The organism is Alteromonas sp. G4i35, assembly GCF_054960375.1.
On the sequence record NZ_JBHNZD010000005.1, the window covers coordinates 118427 to 137282 of the forward strand.

Sequence of the window (18856 nt, forward strand, 5' to 3'; positions counted from 1 at the left end):
ATTATGAGTAACATTGAAGAACGCGTTAAGAAAATCATCGTTGAACAACTTGGCGTGAAAGAAGAAGAAGTAAAAGCAGAAGCTTCATTCGTTGACGATTTAGGCGCTGATTCACTTGACACTGTTGAGCTAGTAATGGCTTTGGAAGAAGAATTCGATACTGAAATTCCTGACGAAGAAGCAGAAAAAATTACTACTGTTCAATCAGCAATTGATTACATCAACGCTAACAAAGACGCTTAAGTCTTAAGTAGCGACAAAACGGCTCTTCTAACAGAGCCGTTTTTGTATCTCCTACCTTAGTTCCAAAGCGAGGGCTTTTTGTGACAAAACGTCGCGTAGTGGTTACTGGTCTTGGAATGCTTTCACCATTAGGTCTTAATAGCGAAGACACATGGCGCAAATTGCTCGCGGGCGAAAGCGGCATCGGTGAAATCACCCATTTCGATTGTAGTAACTATTCAACCCGTTTCGCAGGTCAAATTAATGATTTTGATCCGCAGGAATACATTGAAAAGAAAGAAACCAAGAAAATGGACCGCTTTATCCAGCTGGGTATAGCAGCAGGCAAGCAAGCCTTGGTCGATTCTGGTTTAACTATTTCACAAGATAATGCGCATCGTGTAGGTGTAGCTATTGGTTCAGGTATTGGTGGTTTAGAACAAATTGAACAAAACCATTTGAAACTGACAAATAGCGGTCCAAAGCGCGTATCGCCATTTTTTGTACCTTCAACCATTACCAACATGATCTCAGGCTTTTTGTCTATCATGGAAGGGTTGAAAGGACCGAATTTAAACGTTGTGACTGCTTGTACAACAGGCGTTCATAACATTGGTATTGCCGCAAGAACAATTGCTTATGGCGATGCTGATGCCATGTTGGCCGGAGGCGCAGAAGCGTCTATTACTCCGCTAGGCATGGCTGGTTTTGCCGCAGCACGTGCGTTGTCATCTCGCAACGACAACCCACAAGCAGCAAGCCGCCCATGGGATAAAGACCGCGATGGTTTTGTCATGGGTGAGGGCGCTGGCGTGGTAATGCTAGAAGAATACGAAGCTGCAAAAGCGCGTGGCGCGACCATTTATGCAGAACTGGTTGGTTTTGGCATGAGCGGCGACGCATACCACATGACTTCTCCACCTGAAGATGGAGAAGGTGCGGCAGCGTCTATGCAAAACGCGATAAATGATGCGAAGTTGGATGCAAGCGAAATCGGCTATGTTAACGCACATGGTACGTCTACGCCTGCAGGTGACATTGCGGAAGTGGCAGCAGTAAAACGCGTGTTCAATGACCATGCTCACAAGCTACTTGTTAGCTCTACCAAGTCAATGACAGGCCATTTGCTAGGGGCCGCCGGTTCAGTTGAGGCAATTTTCACTATTTTGGCACTGCGTGACAAAATGGCGCCGCCAACCATTAACTTGGATGAACCAGGTGAAGGCTGCGACTTAGACTTTGTTGCACACAAAGCGAAGGCATTCAGTGAAGACTACGCACTGTGTAACTCATTTGGGTTTGGCGGTACGAACGGCTCATTGATTTTCAAGCGTATCTAATACGGTGTAACTAATATAGCGTACTTATCGCTGATCAAGTGAACTTCACGTATATTTAAAAGGCAGCTTCGGCTGCCTTTTGTTGTTTATACAGTTAAATCTCGCAGTAAATATCATAAAACTCAGGTCTCTTTGAGCACAGCTACAGCCAAATCAATTCAGCTAGACGTTGTCTGACCAACGCAAGTTGGTATACTTCCAACAACCACAATAACGGCGAACAAGAGTAGGCAGTGAGAATTATTCCTAGCGCTACGCCTATTTCATCAAGTGACAGGGCGTTTAATTATGGCGACGGTGTGTTTACCACATTGTTGGTAAGTGAACATCAAGTAGAATTATTGCCTTATCATATTTCACGTTTAGAGCACGATGCGGCAGCCATCAAGCTCAATATTGATATCCGCGCGCTTGAAGCCGCAATTGCTGAACAGGTTAAGACGATAAAGAGCAGTTCAGGTGATAACGCTTCTCCAAAATATGTACTAAAAGTTCACGTGTCGGGAGGTCAAGCCGGAAGAGGGTATGCGCGATGCGAAGACAGTGAAGCATTAGTCAGATTTAGCCAGCACCCTTACCCTCTCCATTACGATAGTCTTGCGAATGAAGGGGCAACGGTAATTTGCGCTCAAACGCGGTTAGCCATTCAACCATTGCTTGCGGGTGTAAAGCATATGAACAGGCTAGAACAAGTCTTAATTAAGCACGAAGTAGACGACGCTGGCGTACACGATGCTATTGTTTGCGATACCCAAGATAACATTATTGAAGCGAGTGCTGGCAATGTATTTTTCTACCTCAATGAACAATGGTATACCCCGTCTTTGAAGGGAAGCGGTGTCAATGGTGTAGTCAGGCAGTGTCTTATTGATTCGCTGTTAAACGACAATTGTTCGCTTCACGTGGGGGAATATGACCTTTCTTATTTGCGAAAAGCGAGTGCAGTGGTAATTACCAATGCACTAATGGGCGTAATGCCGGTACAGAAAATACAAATGCCGGATTTCTCTTATGTCGATTTTGATGTAAGAAGCGATGCGATTGTAGCGCTAAAGACACGGCTTCAGACTGCGCTTCAAAATTAACTAAAACGCACTTCTCACAACGGGGTTCGTCAACGTTTTACGAGCTTCACCAGATTAGTAGTAAAAAGAAATAAAATGGAATGTAAAGCAATGAAGAAAGGGGAAGGTCAAGCATGAAGCGGGTAATTGTTATTCTATTATCTCTTGTCATGCTTGCCGTTGTTGGGGCAGCCTCTGGCGTAATGTATGTCTCGAGCAAGGTTACCGATGAACTAGTATTAAAAAGTGAAACCTTATTTACGATAGAGAGCGGCAGTAACGCTTATCGTACCGTGAAACACTTGCGTAAAATAGGCATGACCGATGTGTCGCCCTTTGTTGCTAAGGTGTGGCTCAAATTCTTTGCAGGCAGTACGTCTGTTAAGTCTGGCACCTACATGCTGCGCCCAGGGCAGTCACTAGTAGATGTGTTTACCTTGTTTACTGAGGGCGATGAGCATCTCTTCGCAGTGAGTCTAGTTGAAGGGCTAACTCTTGCACAGTGGCTTGAGGCGCTTAAACAAAACACAGATTTGGTGTTTGATTTAAATGAAGGGAAATTAAACCAGCTCACTCAGGATAATGGTGTAGATTGGTGTTGCGAAAACGTTTCGCAGACAGAGGGCGTATATTTGGCTGATACGTATTTCTTTACCAAAGGCACAACCGCAAGCGAGGTATTGAAAAGAGCACACCGCGCGCTAATTGACTTTGTCTCTAGCGAATGGGAATTACGGGATGCCGAACTGCCGTTAGCCACACCTTACGAGGCTCTTATCTTAGCGAGTATCATTGAAAAAGAAACGGCTGTGCCTGCGGAACGTGACATGATTTCAGGCGTTTTCGTCAATAGGCTAAACAGAAATATGCGTCTTCAAACTGATCCCACCGTGATTTATGGTATCGGTCCTACGTTTGACGGAAACATTACCCGTAAGCACTTGCGAACAGCAACGCCTTACAATACCTATGTTATTAAAGGGCTCCCACCTACGCCTATCGCGATGGCAGGCAAGGCCGCCATTCACGCTGCGTTGCACCCACTGACAACGGATGCACTCTATTTTGTGGCGAAGGGCGATGGCAGCCATCAATTTTCTACGACACTAGCTGAACACAATGCAGCTGTGCGAAAATACCAGTTAAAACGATAGCCGTATTGATGCAGACAACCGATACGTTATAGCTAAATAAAAACAGAGTTTAAAAAGTAATGCGCGGAAAGTTTATTGTAGTTGAAGGCCTTGAAGGGGCAGGAAAAAGCTCAGTGATTGGGCTGATTGTTCAAGCATTAAAAGGTGCAGGAAAGCGCGTTGAGCAAACTCGTGAGCCAGGCGGCACACCGATGGCAGAAGCCATTCGAGAATGTGTAAAACACGACTGGGATGAGACCGTGAGTGAGGAGACTGAACTACTTCTTATGTATGCGGCGCGTGTGCAATTACTTACCAATAAAATCTTACCATCACTTGATGCTGGTGCGTGGGTGGTAGGTGACAGACACGACCTGTCATCTCAAGCCTATCAAGGCGGTGGTCGGGGCGTCAGTGGAAAAACAATGTCGGCCATCAGCGATATCGCCCTTAAAGGGTTTAAGCCAGATTTAACTTTATATCTGGATGTCGAGCCTGCGGTTGGACTAGAGCGCGCCCGTGGGCGAGGGGAGCTTGACCGCATTGAGCAAGCGGGGCTCGCCTTTTTCGAACGAACTCGCGCAAAATACTTGTCTCTTGCTAAGCAAGATGAATCTATCGTCGTGGTCAGTGCAATGCAGCCTATGGAAAAGGTTCATCAAGACGTGATTGCGATTATCAATGACTATGTGACGAACACAAGTAGCAAAAGCCAGCAGGGGAAAGGTTAATGCAAGTAATGCCTTGGTTTGCTACAACGTTCTCGACGTTACTGTCGCGATATATGGCAAAGAAACTACACCATGGTTTATTGCTGACAGGGCCAAAGGGAATTGGAAAATACCAACTCGCGTTAGGGTTAAGCAATGCGCTATTGTGTAAGCAGCCAAGCATAAATGGGCCATGTGAACAGTGTCAAAGTTGCCATTTGAGGCAAGCTGGAAACCACCCAGACTTTCATGTTTTAGAAAGTGAAAAGCAGTTAGGTGTGGATAAAATTCGCGAGGGCATTGGTAAGCTATCAGGTACTGCGCAAATGGGGGGCAATAAAGTGTTGTTGATTCCCCGTGCCGATACCATGACGGAAGCGGCAGCTAATGCACTGTTGAAAACCTTAGAAGAACCCACAAATAATACCTTCTTGCTGCTGATCACTGACAGTATCAATAAAATTATGCCGACCATATTAAGTCGATGTGAACGGCAGATACTCTCACTCCCGTCAGTGTCAGATAGTTTGAACTACTTAAACGCTAAGGGCGTAGAAGATGCAAGCGAAGCGTTACTGGCAGCTTATGGCTATGCTCCTCTTCGCGTAGAAGAGGCCCTCAGTGGTGAAGAAGACATTAGCTATCGCAATTTTAGCGATGGTATGCAAGCGCTCTTAGCAGGCGATGCAAATTTGCAAGTACAAACGCTTGCGAATAAGTGGCAGGACAATGCGCCTCAAATCGCATTGTGGTGTCAACAGATGGCCCATGACGAATACATAAAACGTCAACAGGCTGTTGATTTTAAACGCTATGAAGCGTGTGTTGATGCGGTAAGAACGCTGCAGCACGCAGGTGTTAACAAATCAATGGTACTTTTTGGGTTACTAAAGCAATTTCAACGTTAATAGGCAAACGCTGGCTTGTCGAAGCCCTTTTGTCTAACAGCAATTTTTTAAAACAGGTGTAGTTTGTTCGTAGATTCTCATTGTCACTTAGACCGACTTAAGCAAGGGCCAGAAGAGCTGGCTGAAACCTTAAATTTCGCAAGAACCCGAGGTGTTGAACACTTCCTTTGTGTGTGCGTATCTGTTGGTGATTACGACAGCATGTTAGCAGCTGTAAGTCAGTTTGAAGATGTATCAGTATCTTGTGGTGTGCACCCACTACATCAAGATGAAGCATGTAGCTATGAAGAACTGTTAGAGAAGGCGCAGCGTGAAGAAGTGGTAGCCATTGGCGAAACTGGGCTGGACTATTTTTATAGTCCGGAAAGTAAAGAAGTCCAGCTAACGTCTTTCGTCGACCACATCAAAGTAGCTAACGAAACTAAAAAGCCGTTAATTATTCATACGCGGGATGCACGGGAAGACACCATTAACTTACTCCGCCAACACAAAGCTGCGCACACTAAAGGTGTTTTGCATTGCTTTACTGAGTCATTAGACATGGCGCTGGCAGCAATAGAGATGGACTTCTATATCTCTATTTCAGGCATCGTAACCTTTAATTCAGCAGATGAATTGCGTGAAGTGGTAAAAGCGATCCCTTTAGAGCGACTACTTATTGAAACTGACTCACCATGGCTTGCGCCAGTTCCACATCGAGGTAAACAAAACCAACCAGGTTACGTGGTAGAAGTGGCAGAATTTATTGCTGAGCTTAAAGGCGTGACGGTAAAAGAACTAGCGGAAATTACCACGCAAAACTTCTACACGCTGTTCTCTTTAGCTGCGAAGAAGAAAGCCGCGTAGCGGTAAACCAGGCGATTTTACTCTCGGAGGTGGTTATGCCCCAGTGGCGACAAGGGTTGACAAAGAGTCTTCACCAAACCCGCAGTATGCCAGAAAGTCGTTACTTTCAGTTAGCTACTGTGGACGGTAGTGGTGTACCGTACTGCCGTACCGTGGTTTTTAGAGGGATCACCGACGACAACCAACTGGTGGTTATTTCTGACACCCGCTCAGATAAATATGACCAGCTTGGCCAGAATCCTCACTCGCAGGTTTGTTGGTATTTTTCTAAAACCAGGGAGCAATATCGCTTCTCTTGTACTGCAACAATAATAACGTTACATCAAGATGCTGACTTAGTTACTCAGCACTGGAATAAATTGTCAGATGCAGGCAAAAAGCAGTTTTTGTGGGGCGAGCCTGGCACGCCAAGAAACGATGGTTCGGCACTACAGGTTGAAGGGGATTTTGGTGTAGTTCCACCTCACTTTTGCGTGATCATGCTGGCTATTGATAGCGTAGATTACCTGAATTTGAGAGGTAACCCTCAAAGTCGAGAGTGGCATCAAAAAGACGGAAATGGCAACTGGGTTAGCCAGTCATTGATACCGTAGGTAACCACCTCTAGTCTCTAAGTAGGCACATATTGAGTGCATGATACTGCCTATTCTGGGCACCACCTAAGTCAGCAGTATACAAACCGGCGACCTAAGCAAAAAGTAAGCCCTCTCTAGCTTAAATAGACGCGATAACGCATTGGCAAATGAGAGGGCGTCGATCACCTAGAAAAGTCGATCACCTAGAAAATATGGGAAATTGGTGTATCACCTTTAAATAAATAGGTGATCAAGTCAGCATTACTTTCTCTTGCAACGCTTTCGACAATAGCTGTCGCTACATCTTCTCTTGGTATTACAGCATCGTCCCTATTGCTTGGCATATCGGTTCGTACTAAATGCGTGCCCGGTTCATTTAATAAAGTGCCAGGTCGAAGAATTACGTGATGTAAGCCGCTATTAATTAAATGCTCGTCGGCCATGTGTTTGGCAACCAAATATGGTTTTATTGCTGACTCCACGGCGTCAGGATCGTCTGCACCAATAGAACTAACCATAACAAATTTGGGTGTCCCCGCCGCCTTTGCATAGTTAACCGCGTTGCGGGCCGCCCAAAGATCAATCATAAGTGTTTTATCTGCGCCAGTGCTACCGCCTGAACCTGCTGTGAATACCGCAACGTCCACACCTTCAAAGTGTGCTGAAAAATCTTTTTCTAAATCCTGCTCAACCACTGTGAGGTTGGCATTTTGGATATCTGACAGTTTGTCTGGGCTTCTTACTGGCGCTACGACTTTGTGACCAGCATCCAACAATTTCACTGTTGCTTGCTTACCAATTTGGCCTGAAGCGCCGATTACTAATACATTTGCCATGTTTTCATCCTCCTTGTGGGTGATTTCGCTCATCTTAAGCTACTTAAGAATTCACAATACATAGGCGGGTAAAAAGGAAAGCGATCAATTACTGCGATAAAATGCATGACAAAACGTTTGCCTGCATGCATTGCCATTTAAACGGCAATGCAATGGGGGGAAGAGAAACTAAAGGGTATGATGATGAGCCAGCGGCTATTTTATCACCGCATTTCGGCCTGATTCTTTGCCGACATATAGCTTTTTATCGATGGCGTGGATGCAAGCCTCGACGCTATCGTAATCTCGTATATCCGCTACACCACAGGTTATGGTAGCCGATACAGAGTAGGGGGGAGCATCGATTTCGTAATCCGCGACAGTTTTACGTAGCTTTTCTGCCACCCAAAATGCTTCTTGTACCTTTAATGAAGGCAGCAATATAAGAAACTCCTCACCGCCCCATCGCGCAATAACGTCACTTTCTCTTAAACTATCTTCCAGGATCCTAGCTATTTTGACCAGTACTGTGTCACCCACATGATGACCGTATTCATCGTTAATACGCTTGAAGAAATCAATATCAACAATTAGCAAGGAGAAAGTATGATTATGGCGTTTATAATTTTGCCATGCTGCCTTGGCTCTTTGTGTAAAGTAGCGACGATTTTTGAGACCCGTCAATGCGTCCTGAGTTGAAAGCTGCGTTAACTTTTCTACGACCGCCTCTAAGTCTCGGGTTTTTTCCTCAACTTTTAGTGCAAGTTCAGCAGAGCGCTTTTTCAACGATGCTATCCTCAGCCACACCATCGATGAAATCAACAGCATGCCTAGCAGGGTAATCGCCACACGCCATATAGGCTTATCCCACCATGGTGGAACTACAACTATTTCAAGTTGCGCTGCATTGGTGCTCCATTCATTCTCTTGATTTATAGCTTTAACAGTGAAGCGGTAGCGTCCTGGGTCCAAGTTGGTGTAGGTGGCCGTTCTTGTCTTGTAGTCAGTAAAGCGCCAGCTGTTCTCAAAGTCTGCGAGTTTATAGGCATACGTAAGTTCGTTTGCATTCATATAATCAGTGGCGGCAAATTCAATCGTGAGCGCAATATCATTATGTTTAAGTTCGATTACCTCGTCTAGGCGCTGTCTTTGCTGATAGGTTGTTCCGTTTTGCTCGTTCCTACTCACCGTTTCAACGTTTGTGAGGTGCACTCCAGGTGACCACTTTACATTTGCCACTTGTGAGGGAGTAAATTGTGTTAAGCCTTCCGCTCCACCAAACATTATTGTGTTATTTTCAGTTACGGTGACAGAGCCAATATAGTAACCCGTAGACAGTGCGCCGTTTTCTGCACCGAAATAAGAAAGGGTAGACAAGTCAGGTGCTAAATACGCAATCCCTTCAATTGTAGAGATCCAAAGCCCATATTCATCATCTTCAACAATTGCCCCAATGGATACATTGCTCAATCGACTTTCAGGCTTAATTTGTGTCACTTTAATCGTTGACAAATCACTGCCTTCTTTAGACATAAAGAAGAGTCCAGCTGCTTGCGTTCCAATCCAATAACCACCGCGTTTTGACTGAGAAATCCACGTCACTACAGTTTGATCTGATATCTTGTCCGTAAACTCACTGACGCTGGTCAAGTCTCCAGTCAGTTTATTCGCAACAAATAAACCGGATACCGTACTTAACCAAGCGTTTTCATTGTCGTCCAAAACAATTCTCGTTGTCAGCGACAATGGCCATTGCTTTATTACCCTATCTTCTGACGGGCGATATACAAACAGCCCATCGCTGTAGCCGCCATACCAAATGTCTCCGTCATCATCGATATTAATGCTGTAACCCGACTTACCATTCAGCGCAACAAATTCTAGGTTTCTGGTCTGAGGGTTCAGTTTGGCGAGGCCTGTGCGTGTGGTTACCCATAATGCATCGCTCTTTGTATGATAAAACACGCTCAACAGCTTGTCGTTAGTGTCTTCGCTACTCGCAAATGTACCATTGGAAGTAAATGGGCCTTCTTGAGTTTTACTTATCGTGTCGTAAAGCCAAAGGCCCTTTTCGTTCGCTACCCATACTTGGTTATCTTTGTAATTCGATAAAGAGGAGATGATTCGTCCTTCGCCTATTTCCTGAGAGTAGAAATTGCTAAGCAGAGGGTTACTGATCGCAAACCCATCGTCTCTGGTGCCAACGACAACCAGCCCAGCTTTCGTTTGATAAAGGCTTGAAATTCTCTCTTTGGCCGCATCTTTCTCGTTAATCGGTGCACGCAGCACAGAGTTGGGGTTATGTGACGTTAAAATATTCAGCCCACGCTGAGTAGAAACCCATATATCACCGTTGTCCTTTAATAAGATGTCTGTAACGTAGTTATCAGATAATCCGTGAGTTTCAGAGGTACAGCTTTTGTCGATGGTAGTGCTTTGTTCGTCGGGATTGAACAAACATGCGCCGTGGGTAGCGGTGCCCAACCAGAATCGAGATTTCTCTGCTGCCACCAGTCGAGTAAAGTTCATGCTTTCAAAAGCCACTAACTCAAGAGACTTCTTAAACGGATCAAGTTTATAAAGACCCGAGGTGGAAGTGACATAAAGCGTGTTACCGATAAGTTCTATGTCTGTCAGCGTACTCGTGGTACTGGGAAGGTAGCTGACCAGCTCTACACTGTCTGAGTCTGGAGAGTAAGTGTAAAGGTTTCGTTCAGAGACAATCCAAAGCTGGCCATTGTGGGTGGTCTTGATCCTATTAATTACCTGTTTATTGAAAGGCTCTGACGCCGGTAACGTGTAGTGCTTGAACGACTCAGTATCAACATCTATACGGCTCAGCCCGCTGTATGTCCCCACCCACAGGTATTGACCGTCTAAGCTTGCCTCTATCTGAAGGGCGAACAGGGTCTGGAGGCCTGTTGACTTGTCTTCACCCCACAAGCCGAAGTTTCGAAATGTATAGCCGTCAAATTTATCGACACCAGACTGCGATGCCAACCACAGAAAACCATACTTATCTTCCGCAATATCTGAAATGGATACGTGGGCGATACCACTATCCATATTGTAGGAGTGAAACGCTGGGGCAATAGGTTTCGCGCGTGCAGGTAGGCTGCAAGTTGCAGTAAAAACTATGAAAAGCGAAAGTACCAACAGGGTGCGCATAATATAATCAAAAATTACATAAAATTTATACACTAACGTTACGCTAATCTACCGCTCTTACAATGGTACAAAAGTTTAAATTCAACAAAAAAAGCCTCGAAATTCGAGGCTTTTTGGACTGCATTAATTATGTTAGCCAGCGGCTAATCATAACGGATATAGTTACCAGCCACACTGGCGTGTAGCATTTTGCTCATCTAACCACGTTTTTAGTGGCGCAAAGTAGTCAGCGATAGTACTGGCATCCATTTGCGGTGAGCCTGTCAGTGTTTCTAACGCATTTTGCCAAGGTTGGCTCATACCCATCTCTAGCATTTCGTTAAGTGCTTTACCGGCTTCTTCACTGCCGTAGATAGAACAACGGTTAAGCGGGCCCTCATCACCTGCAATGTCACACAGTGCTTTATGGAACTGGAATTGAAGGATATGCGCTAGGAAATAGCGTGTATAAGGTACGTTAGCAGGCACGTGATATTTTGCACCCGGATCAAATGCGTCGGCGCTGCGCTCAACAGGCGCCATCACACCCTGATACTTTTCTCTCAATTCCCACCATAGTTGATTGTATTGTTCAGGTGTTACTTCACCTGACATCACTTTCCAGCGCCATTGGTCAACCATCAGACCAAAAGGAATGAAGGCAATCTTGTCTAACGCAACTTGCATTAACATACCGATATCGTTTGATGCGTCTGGGATCTCATCAATTAACTCGATTTGCTTAAGGTACTTAGGTGTTATTGATAAAGCGATGGTGTCGCCAATAGCCTCGTGGAAGCCGTCGTTTGCCGAACCACGGTAAAGAAGTGGTTGGTCTTTATAAGCGCGTTGATAGTAGTTGTGACCTAATTCGTGGTGAATAACGTTAAATTCTTCGCCAGTCTTTTGAATACACATCTTTATACGAAGATCGTCTTTGTCATCTAAATCCCACGCAGAGGCATGACACTGAACGTCACGGCCTTCAGGCTTTTGAAACATAGAGCGTTCCCAAAAGGTATCTGGAAGTTCTTCAAAGCCAAGCGATGAGAAAAATGACTCTGCTTGTTTAACCATGGCGATTTCGTCATACCCCTGTTCAGCTAATGCGCCTGTAACATCAGGAACTTTCATTTCTTGCTGAGGTTTAACGATATCGTAAATATTCCCCCACGACTGTGCCCACATGTTACCTAATAAATGGGCTGGGATTGGTTTGTCTTGAGGTACTATGTCTTCGCCATAGTGTTCACCTAGCTTAGCGCGCACGTGGCAATGTAGTGATTCGTAGAAAGGCTCTACTTGCGTCCATAAGCGATCCAATTCCTTGGGAAATTCATCTGCTGGCATATCGTACTTTCCACGCCACAAGGCGCTGACGTTTTCAAAACCTAGCTCTGCAGCGCCTTCATTGGCAAGCGATACTTGTTCTGCATAGAGTCCTGCCATTGGTTTAGATACTTCACGCCAGCCTGTCCAATATTCTAGTAGCTTGTCAGCATCGCGTAGGGTGGCCATTTCAGAGCTCATTTCAACCAAGCTTTTGCACGTACCATCTTCGCTGCAATACTCACCAGAGCCGTACATGGCACTTAAGTCAGAACCAATTTTTGCAAGCCGCTCTGCTTTTTCGGCATCTGCCGGCGGCGGCATTGTTAAACTGTTTTTAAGTAGATCAAGCTGTCTGCGGGTGTCGGCATCTACGTCTACATCGTTAAATTTCGCCGCTTCTTTAGCTAACTTTGCAACCTTGGTAGAAAGCACTTCATTAAAGTAAGCACTGACTGCTGCTGTATCGAAATTGATATTCGTGGCGTAGCTCCACTCGGCGTGCGCGGCAGGAACTTGCATTTTTGCAATATCATTTTGCGCCTGTGTTAAAAACTGCTTGGCGTCTTGTGCAGTGAGTTGTGGTTTAGTTTCTGTCTGTGTTGTACTTTCGCCACACCCCATAAGCGAAACGCTTACCAATGCTGCTATCAGAGTACGTTTGTGATTGAGCATACTTTGTCCTTTAATTATTGTGTTTTTTACGTGAATCGACGTTCACATAGACATGCTCTAGCATTGTGTAACGCTGTGTTGCTTTTGTAAAACAAATTCGATATTACTCTCACAAAAGCACTGGCTTTTTTAGGCAATTTATAACTAGAAATGCGAACGGTTGGGGCCTGTTTTTAAATTTGCCTCAACACCTGACGAAAAGTTTTTTAATAATGGGTCAAAGTAATGCAAAACAATGACAATGTAACGTCTGCTACACCTGATTTAGAAAGGTTGTTTATCTACGGAAGCCTTGCTCCTAATTGCCCAAATCACCATATCGTCGCTCATATTGATGGCCAGTGGCAGTCTGGTACGGTAGAAGGGCACTTAGTTCAACAAGGGTGGGGAGCAGTTATGGGGTTTCCAGGAATTGTTATTTCTGATCTAACTAAAGCAAAAGAAGAGGTGAAGGGCATGATGCTAACGTCTTCTCAACTTGCCGAAAACTGGGCCATGCTGGATGAGTTTGAAGGTGACCAATATGAGCGGGTCATTGTTTCTGTTAAGCTTGATGCCGGTCACACTGAAAACGCCTATATTTATCAAATCAAACCAACGCAATAAAAAGGACCATTATGTCAACGGAAGAACCACTCTACTGGGGCTTGAACGCTCGAAGCTACTGTACACTCATTCATGTTTCTCAGTTATCCAGTTTCATTATACCTGGCTTAGGTATCATATTGCCTATCGTGCTATGGATTGCTCACAAAGATCAAAACGAAGACATCAATGAGCACGGCAGGGTGACAGCGAATTGGTTAATAAGCTTGCTCATTTACTCTGTTATTTGTTTTGTCTTGACGCTGATTATCATAGGAGCGCTAGGCTTCATCGCTCTTGGATTAATGAACATCGTCTTTGCTATCGTGGCAGCAGTCAAAGCGAACAAAGGGGAGTTGTGGGTGTATCCGCTAAGCTTTGAGTTTTTTAAACGTTAACCTAAAGAATCCTACGTCACGTCTAGCAAGAAACACTGCGACTTAAGATCGCTTTCGAAGGGCGTTTCCATGTTGAAACGCCTTCGTGCTTATCCCATTGCAGATACTGCAATTGCCAGCGTGAACAATAACGCGATGTGTTTTGGTTTTAAAAGCATGTTCACCTCTTTCCTATGACTTCTTCTACTTTTGGTAATCTTGAAGATAGTTTTCAAATAGGTGTCGCGCTATTCATAATTAGTATAATTAACTCATATGTCGCTAATGTCATTACGAGGGCGTTGCTTTTTCAAAAGCGCTATGTCGTCGGTTAGCACTTATCTATGCGGATTGGTATAAATATTTGATTCGTAGAATACTATTGCTGCGTGTGCGATAGAGTAAAAAAGAATAATAAACGCAAAGAATGGCTTTAAATAAAGGATTAACCCGATAGACGAGTACTCGCCTAAAAATTACTTAGCGCTGAAGCGGTGACTTGGCAGTGCGCTATGAATAAGGTATTGGCTTTTGGATTGTTTGGTGGTTTGAAGCGAAACATCAGTACCGCGCTTCACCGTGCTTAGTGCTAGCGGTTTATTTTGACGTTGCTTCTTTAATAGTTGCGAAGAAGGCACTTCCTTCATATTTACAAGCGTAGATTGGGCTTCTTGCGCAATACTAACGTTAATCAACGAATAGGTTATACAAACTGTGGTAGCTAAAAAAATGTTTTTACTTGGCTTTTTCATCACATTTTTCTCTTTTTGTTCAACTTAATCGCTAAATAAAATTATTGGGTTTTACTTGATAGGGGTTCGATTGCAGAGGCGGTTGCACTCGCCTCATTCATCGATTTTGTTTGTTCCTCTTCATTACACCTAAAGTAGAACGAAAGAGAAACATGATGAGTCATACAAAGGTATGTCAAGAAATACCTTTGCATGTATTTCGAAACTGCGAGATAAAAATTACCACGCTGTAACACCACCATCTACTGCTATGGTTTGCCCGTTCATGTAAGAGTTGCCAGGGGAAAGCATCAGCATCATGGTGTTAACGATTTCTTGCGGTTCGCCTAGACGTTTCATAGGACTTCCCATGCCTAGTTGCTCGCGCGCTTCAGGGGTGTTGTACCCGTCTACGTTCAAAATATTGGTAGGACTATAGAATGGGCAAATTGCATTAACGCGAACATTTTTTCGGCCGTATTCCACCGCGGCTGTGCGGGTTATCCCCGAAACCGCGTGTTTTGCTGCAGCATAAGCACCGCCTTTAGGGGCTCCACCTAGTCCTGCAAGTGAGCTTACATTTAAAACGTGCCCTTGCTTTTGTGCAAGCATAACGGGTATTTGGTACTTCATTCCAAACATAACGCCTTTTACATTCACAGCGAACTGCGAGTCCATGATTTCCTCTGTCATTTGATGAATTGGTGCAGGGTTATGCGCTATGCCTGCATTATTTACGGCTATATCCAGTTTGCCAAAGGTTTCAATGGCTGTTTCAACCAGCGCCTTATTTAGCGACTCGCTAGCAATATTACCCGCTAGCACCACGACATCAGTGAGTGCTTTTACATCCTTTTTCGTTTCCTCAAGGGCGGTTTCGTTAATGTCTGAAAGAACGAGTTTTGCTCCTCGGTTGGCAAGACCTAGCGATAACAAGCGGCCAAAGCCACTGCCTGCGCCGGTGATTAATACAACTTGCCCTGAAAAGTCGAGTAGAGCATCCATGGTAATCTCCTGTTGGTAACTGTTTAATGTTTTTTGAAACGTGGCTATTTCAGCTGCGTTTGGTTTATAAATTGAATGAGTAATTTGGCTAGCATTTCCCCTTCGTCTTCCTGGATAAAGTGACCACCGTTTTCCACAAGGGTATGAGCCATGCCGCTGCTGCCCGGAATGAGCTTTTGAAATACCTTATCGCCACCTTTGGTGACAGGGTCGCTATCACCGAAAGCCGTAACAAAAGGTTTGTCATATTGCTTTAGCTTTTCCCATGCCTGTCTATTCGCCTGTGCCTCAGCATTGTCTGGGCTTGTAGGAACAAGAATAGGGAACATACGTGCACCTGCTTTAAAGCTTTCGTCTGGAAAAGGGGCGTCGTAAGCTGCAAGCGTCGCCTCGTCTAGAACAGTGGTTGTGGCGTTTTGAATGATCAAAGATGTGGGAAATACGGCGACATCCTGTGAGAATCGGCGCCATTTGATGAAAGCATCACTTGGCGGGTGGTCGCCAGTGGGCAAACCGGTATTAGACACCATTACACCCGAAAAACGCTCAGGCATATCGGCGACAAGTCGCAGGCCTAGTAAACCTCCCCAGTCTTGACAAAATAGTGTAACGGGGCCTTTAGTAGCCTGCGAAAACCAGTCTTTTAGCCATATCACATGACGAGCGTAGGAGTAGTCCTCTTTTCTTACTGGTTTATCTGAGCGCCCAAAACCAATGAGATCCGGCGCGATGACATTGAATCCCGCATCAGCCAATATGGGCATCATCTTGCGGTACAAATAAGCCCACGTCGGTTCGCCGTGTATTAATAGCACGGTATGTCCATTTTTCGGTCCACATTGATAATGGGCCATTGTTATTTCACTGCTTACTGTGTCTGTTACTTCAGTGAAACAGGGGGAGTAGGGAAAGTCAGTGATCGTGTCGAAGGCGCTTTCCGGTGTTTTAAGCACTTGCATAGCCAATCATCCTTTTGTAAATAAAATGTAATTACAAGTGTTGCCCGATTAACAAAAACACCGGTTTTATTTTCTGTCAAATAAACCTTAGGCAAGGTAGGACAGGCTCTGCGCAGAGAAATGAATTCACAAAGGGGCTGGCGGTCAATATTAAATATTATGATAAATGTCTATAACACCAATAAACTTGGATGATTGACAACACTGCAATAACATCCAGTTAACGTGATAAACAGGACATGGTTATGACTGAGATGGAAAATAAAGCCGTAGAATATGCAGTACAACAGGGTGTTGCCACGCTGACAATGCAAAGTGCGCCCGTTAATGCGCTGTCACGCGCTATCAGAGTAGGGTTGATAGAAGGCATAAACAATGCACTAGATGACGACAGCGTAAGTGCCATTGTTATTACTTCTTCACTACCTATTTTTTCGGGTGGAGCTGACATCAGCGAATTCTCTGGTGGCGATTTGTCTCCCATGCTGCCTGAGGTACTAGACAAGATTGAAAATGCGTCTAAGCCGGTTGTTGCTGTTCTCCCTGGACCAGCATTCGGCGGTGGCTTAGAAGTGGCGTTAGCTTGCCATCATCGCATCACCTTTGCCGACAATAAGGTGGGTCTTCCAGAGGTAAATCTAGGCATATTACCGGGCGCAGGCGGTACTCAGCGCCTTCCTCGTTTAGCCGACGCACAAACATCGTTAGAAATGATCGTAACAGGCAAGCCTACGTCGGTGGTCAAACTTCCAGGTGTCTTCGACAAAATTTCTGATAAGCCTGAGCATTTACTTGAAGATACAAAAGCGTATTTACAAGCATTAACGCCAGATAAAGCGATTAAACGCACCAGTGATATCACGCTGTCCATGTCTGACGAAACGCAGGCGGTGTTTGATGCAGTAACTGCACAAACTAAAAAAGCGACTCGTGGTTTCTTTGCTCCATTAAAATGTATCGAAGCGGTACGCGGCGCTTACACGCTCGCTTTTGAAGATGGCCTTAAAAATGAAGGCAAGCTTTTCATGGAGTGTATGAATACGCCACAGGCGCGTGCCCAGCAGCATTTCTTTTTTGCTGAACGCGCAGCAGGTCATGTGAGCGATTTCGACAAAAATACTCCTGAGCGCAACATTGATAAAGTTGCGATTATCGGCGCCGGAACAATGGGCGGTGGTATCGCTATGAACTTCGCCAATGCCGGCATTCCAGTCACAATGCTTGAGCTCAAAGAAGAAGCGCTAGAGAAGGGATTAGCGCTTATTAGAAAGAACTACGAAAACTCAGCGAAAAAAGGCAAGTTAACCCAAGAGCAGGTAGAGAGCCGCATGGCACTGCTTTCAGGTACCACGTCGTATGACGACTTAGCTGATGTTGATCTCGTCATCGAAGCCGTTTTCGAGAAGATGGAAGTAAAGAAAACCGTATTCTCGACGCTGGATAAAGTGTGTAAGCCAGGCGCCATTTTGGCTTCAAATACGTCAACACTGGATATAGACGAAATAGCGACAGCCACATCCCGTCCTGAAGATGTGATTGGTCTTCACTTCTTCTCGCCAGCGAATGTGATGAGACTGCTAGAAGTGGTTAAAGCAGAGAAGACATCTGCTGAAGTCATTAAAACCTGCATGAAGATGGCTAAACGCATCAAGAAAGTAGCGGTGTTGGTAGGCGTTTGCTTCGGATTCGTAGGTAACCGCATGATTGAGCCTTACGGCCGTGAAGCTAACCGCTTACTGCTTGAAGGAGCAACACCTGAGCAAGTTGATCGTGTTTTAACCGAGTTTGGCATGCCAATGGGGCCGTTCACTATGGGTGATATGGCTGGATTAGATATTGGTTACTATGTACGACAGTCTCGACAAGAGCACATTGCACACGACCCCGCTTACGGTGCAGTGGCAGATCGCTTAGTAGAAAAGGGGCGCAACGGACTCAAAACCGGACGCGGAGCTTACAACTATGAACCTGGAAGTCGAGTTCCTGTCCCAGATCCAGAAGTACTAGAAATTGCCAAGCAAGAAGCAGAACGTTTAGGCGTGGTTCAGCGTTCAGACATTAGCGATGAGGAAATTCTAGTTCGCGTCATGTACTCATTGATTAACGAAGGTGCTGCCATCTTAGAAGAAGGCATTGCAGCTAAATCTAGCGATATAGATGTAATTTATGTTTACGGTTATGGCTTCCCTGTGTATCGCGGCGGCCCTATGCAATATGCCGACGAAGTAGGGCTAGGCACTATTTTAGATAAGCTGACTACCTATCGTGATCAATTGGGTGATTACGGAAAGATGTGGCTTGAACCAAGTGATTTGTTGGTGAAATTGGCCCAAAGCGGCGGCACGTTTAAAAGCTATAAAGCGAAGTAGACAAAGCTCTCGTTAGCGAGAGTTAATCGACGGTGAGAGCTAGCGCTAGCTCTCGTTACCCGACAT

General features: G+C 45.0%; 17 protein-coding genes. 11 read left to right on the top strand and 6 right to left on the bottom strand.

Annotated elements, in window-relative coordinates; genetic code table 11:
* The first annotated feature begins 3 nt into the window (after positions 1 to 3).
* The 8 genes from acpP (at position 4) to ACFI6L_RS04400 (ending at position 6816) form a co-directional block, all read left to right on the top strand.
* Positions 4 to 243: an acyl carrier protein gene (gene acpP, locus ACFI6L_RS04365; RefSeq protein WP_012518211.1), complete on the top strand. Its 240-nt coding sequence runs from the start codon at positions 4 to 6 to the stop codon at positions 241 to 243.
* 80 nt (positions 244 to 323) lie between these two features.
* Complete coding sequence (gene fabF, locus ACFI6L_RS04370) at positions 324 to 1562, top strand: beta-ketoacyl-ACP synthase II (protein WP_039229651.1); 1239 nt, start codon at positions 324 to 326, stop codon at positions 1560 to 1562.
* A 233-nt stretch (positions 1563 to 1795) separates the two neighbouring features.
* Positions 1796 to 2647 carry an aminotransferase class IV gene (pabC, locus tag ACFI6L_RS04375; protein WP_462573500.1) on the top strand — a complete coding sequence of 284 codons (852 nt, stop codon included), beginning with the start codon at positions 1796 to 1798 and terminating at the stop codon, positions 2645 to 2647.
* Between the two features lie 113 nt (positions 2648 to 2760).
* On the top strand, positions 2761 to 3780 hold the full coding sequence (mltG, locus tag ACFI6L_RS04380) for an endolytic transglycosylase MltG (protein WP_462573501.1): 1020 nt from the start codon (positions 2761 to 2763) through the stop codon (positions 3778 to 3780).
* A gap of 59 nt (positions 3781 to 3839) precedes the next feature.
* Complete coding sequence (gene tmk / locus ACFI6L_RS04385; protein WP_075176430.1) at positions 3840 to 4490, top strand: dTMP kinase; 651 nt, start codon at positions 3840 to 3842, stop codon at positions 4488 to 4490.
* Positions 4490 to 5377: a DNA polymerase III subunit delta' gene (holB, locus tag ACFI6L_RS04390; protein WP_014979119.1), complete on the top strand. Its 888-nt coding sequence runs from the start codon at positions 4490 to 4492 to the stop codon at positions 5375 to 5377. Before tmk ends, holB begins: the two co-directional genes overlap by 1 nt.
* A 63-nt stretch (positions 5378 to 5440) precedes the next feature.
* Complete coding sequence (locus tag ACFI6L_RS04395) at positions 5441 to 6223, top strand: TatD family hydrolase (RefSeq protein WP_014979120.1); 783 nt, start codon at positions 5441 to 5443, stop codon at positions 6221 to 6223.
* Positions 6224 to 6258: 35 nt separating this feature from the next.
* Positions 6259 to 6816, top strand: coding sequence for a pyridoxamine 5'-phosphate oxidase family protein (locus ACFI6L_RS04400; RefSeq protein WP_156086316.1), 558 nt, complete (start codon positions 6259 to 6261; stop codon positions 6814 to 6816).
* Between the two features lie 185 nt (positions 6817 to 7001).
* On the opposite strand, the gene ACFI6L_RS04405 is transcribed toward ACFI6L_RS04400, so the two are convergent.
* The 3 genes from ACFI6L_RS04405 to ACFI6L_RS04415 all read right to left on the bottom strand — a co-directional run bounded on the left by ACFI6L_RS04405 (position 7002) and on the right by ACFI6L_RS04415 (position 12764).
* Entirely contained in the window at positions 7002 to 7634 is a 633-nt protein-coding gene (locus ACFI6L_RS04405; RefSeq protein ID WP_014949222.1) for an SDR family oxidoreductase, read from the bottom strand.
* 195 nt (positions 7635 to 7829) lie between these two features.
* The gene (locus tag ACFI6L_RS04410; protein ID WP_462573502.1) at positions 7830 to 10781 is read right to left on the bottom strand and encodes a ligand-binding sensor domain-containing diguanylate cyclase; all 2952 of its coding nucleotides are present in this window, start codon (positions 10779 to 10781) and stop codon (positions 7830 to 7832) included.
* Positions 10782 to 10943: 162 nt separating this feature from the next.
* Positions 10944 to 12764, bottom strand: a complete 1821-nt coding sequence (locus ACFI6L_RS04415) for a M2 family metallopeptidase (protein ID WP_061485699.1) — start codon at positions 12762 to 12764, stop codon at positions 10944 to 10946.
* A gap of 225 nt (positions 12765 to 12989) precedes the next feature.
* Between ACFI6L_RS04415 and ACFI6L_RS04420 the strand changes: the two genes are divergently transcribed.
* On the top strand, positions 12990 to 13370 hold the full coding sequence (locus tag ACFI6L_RS04420) for a gamma-glutamylcyclotransferase family protein (protein WP_014949225.1): 381 nt from the start codon (positions 12990 to 12992) through the stop codon (positions 13368 to 13370).
* An 11-nt stretch (positions 13371 to 13381) separates the two neighbouring features.
* Entirely contained in the window at positions 13382 to 13747 is a 366-nt protein-coding gene (locus ACFI6L_RS04425; RefSeq protein WP_462573503.1) for a DUF4870 domain-containing protein, read from the top strand.
* A 455-nt stretch (positions 13748 to 14202) separates the two neighbouring features.
* Here the strand turns inward: ACFI6L_RS04425 and ACFI6L_RS04430 are convergent, their stop codons facing one another.
* The 3 genes from ACFI6L_RS04430 to ACFI6L_RS04440 all read right to left on the bottom strand — a co-directional run bounded on the left by ACFI6L_RS04430 (position 14203) and on the right by ACFI6L_RS04440 (position 16421).
* Positions 14203 to 14478 carry a hypothetical protein gene (locus ACFI6L_RS04430; protein WP_462573514.1) on the bottom strand — a complete coding sequence of 92 codons (276 nt, stop codon included), beginning with the start codon at positions 14476 to 14478 and terminating at the stop codon, positions 14203 to 14205.
* A gap of 219 nt (positions 14479 to 14697) precedes the next feature.
* The gene (locus tag ACFI6L_RS04435; protein WP_014949228.1) at positions 14698 to 15462 is read right to left on the bottom strand and encodes an SDR family NAD(P)-dependent oxidoreductase; all 765 of its coding nucleotides are present in this window, start codon (positions 15460 to 15462) and stop codon (positions 14698 to 14700) included.
* Between the two features lie 44 nt (positions 15463 to 15506).
* The gene (locus ACFI6L_RS04440; RefSeq protein ID WP_069944160.1) at positions 15507 to 16421 is read right to left on the bottom strand and encodes a haloalkane dehalogenase; all 915 of its coding nucleotides are present in this window, start codon (positions 16419 to 16421) and stop codon (positions 15507 to 15509) included.
* A 245-nt stretch (positions 16422 to 16666) separates the two neighbouring features.
* Between ACFI6L_RS04440 and ACFI6L_RS04445 the strand changes: the two genes are divergently transcribed.
* Positions 16667 to 18790 carry a 3-hydroxyacyl-CoA dehydrogenase NAD-binding domain-containing protein gene (locus ACFI6L_RS04445; protein ID WP_061094864.1) on the top strand — a complete coding sequence of 708 codons (2124 nt, stop codon included), beginning with the start codon at positions 16667 to 16669 and terminating at the stop codon, positions 18788 to 18790.
* Positions 18791 to 18856: the final 66 nt, after the last annotated feature.

Coding starts and splice junctions, on each gene's coding strand:
- ACFI6L_RS04435 (WP_014949228.1), bottom strand. CDS start 15,462: ATGGATGCTCTACTCGACTTTTCAGGGCAAGTTGTATTAATCACCGGC.
- holB (WP_014979119.1), top strand. CDS start 4,490: ATGCAAGTAATGCCTTGGTTTGCTACAACGTTCTCGACGTTACTGTCG.
- ACFI6L_RS04415 (WP_061485699.1), bottom strand. CDS start 12,764: ATGCTCAATCACAAACGTACTCTGATAGCAGCATTGGTAAGCGTTTCG.
- ACFI6L_RS04400 (WP_156086316.1), top strand. CDS start 6,259: ATGCCCCAGTGGCGACAAGGGTTGACAAAGAGTCTTCACCAAACCCGC.
- acpP (WP_012518211.1), top strand. CDS start 4: ATGAGTAACATTGAAGAACGCGTTAAGAAAATCATCGTTGAACAACTT.
- ACFI6L_RS04430 (WP_462573514.1), bottom strand. CDS start 14,478: ATGAAAAAGCCAAGTAAAAACATTTTTTTAGCTACCACAGTTTGTATA.
- ACFI6L_RS04420 (WP_014949225.1), top strand. CDS start 12,990: ATGCAAAACAATGACAATGTAACGTCTGCTACACCTGATTTAGAAAGG.
- ACFI6L_RS04425 (WP_462573503.1), top strand. CDS start 13,382: ATGTCAACGGAAGAACCACTCTACTGGGGCTTGAACGCTCGAAGCTAC.
- mltG (WP_462573501.1), top strand. CDS start 2,761: ATGAAGCGGGTAATTGTTATTCTATTATCTCTTGTCATGCTTGCCGTT.
- ACFI6L_RS04445 (WP_061094864.1), top strand. CDS start 16,667: ATGACTGAGATGGAAAATAAAGCCGTAGAATATGCAGTACAACAGGGT.
- ACFI6L_RS04405 (WP_014949222.1), bottom strand. CDS start 7,634: ATGGCAAATGTATTAGTAATCGGCGCTTCAGGCCAAATTGGTAAGCAA.
- tmk (WP_075176430.1), top strand. CDS start 3,840: ATGCGCGGAAAGTTTATTGTAGTTGAAGGCCTTGAAGGGGCAGGAAAA.
- ACFI6L_RS04410 (WP_462573502.1), bottom strand. CDS start 10,781: ATGCGCACCCTGTTGGTACTTTCGCTTTTCATAGTTTTTACTGCAACT.
- ACFI6L_RS04440 (WP_069944160.1), bottom strand. CDS start 16,421: ATGCAAGTGCTTAAAACACCGGAAAGCGCCTTCGACACGATCACTGAC.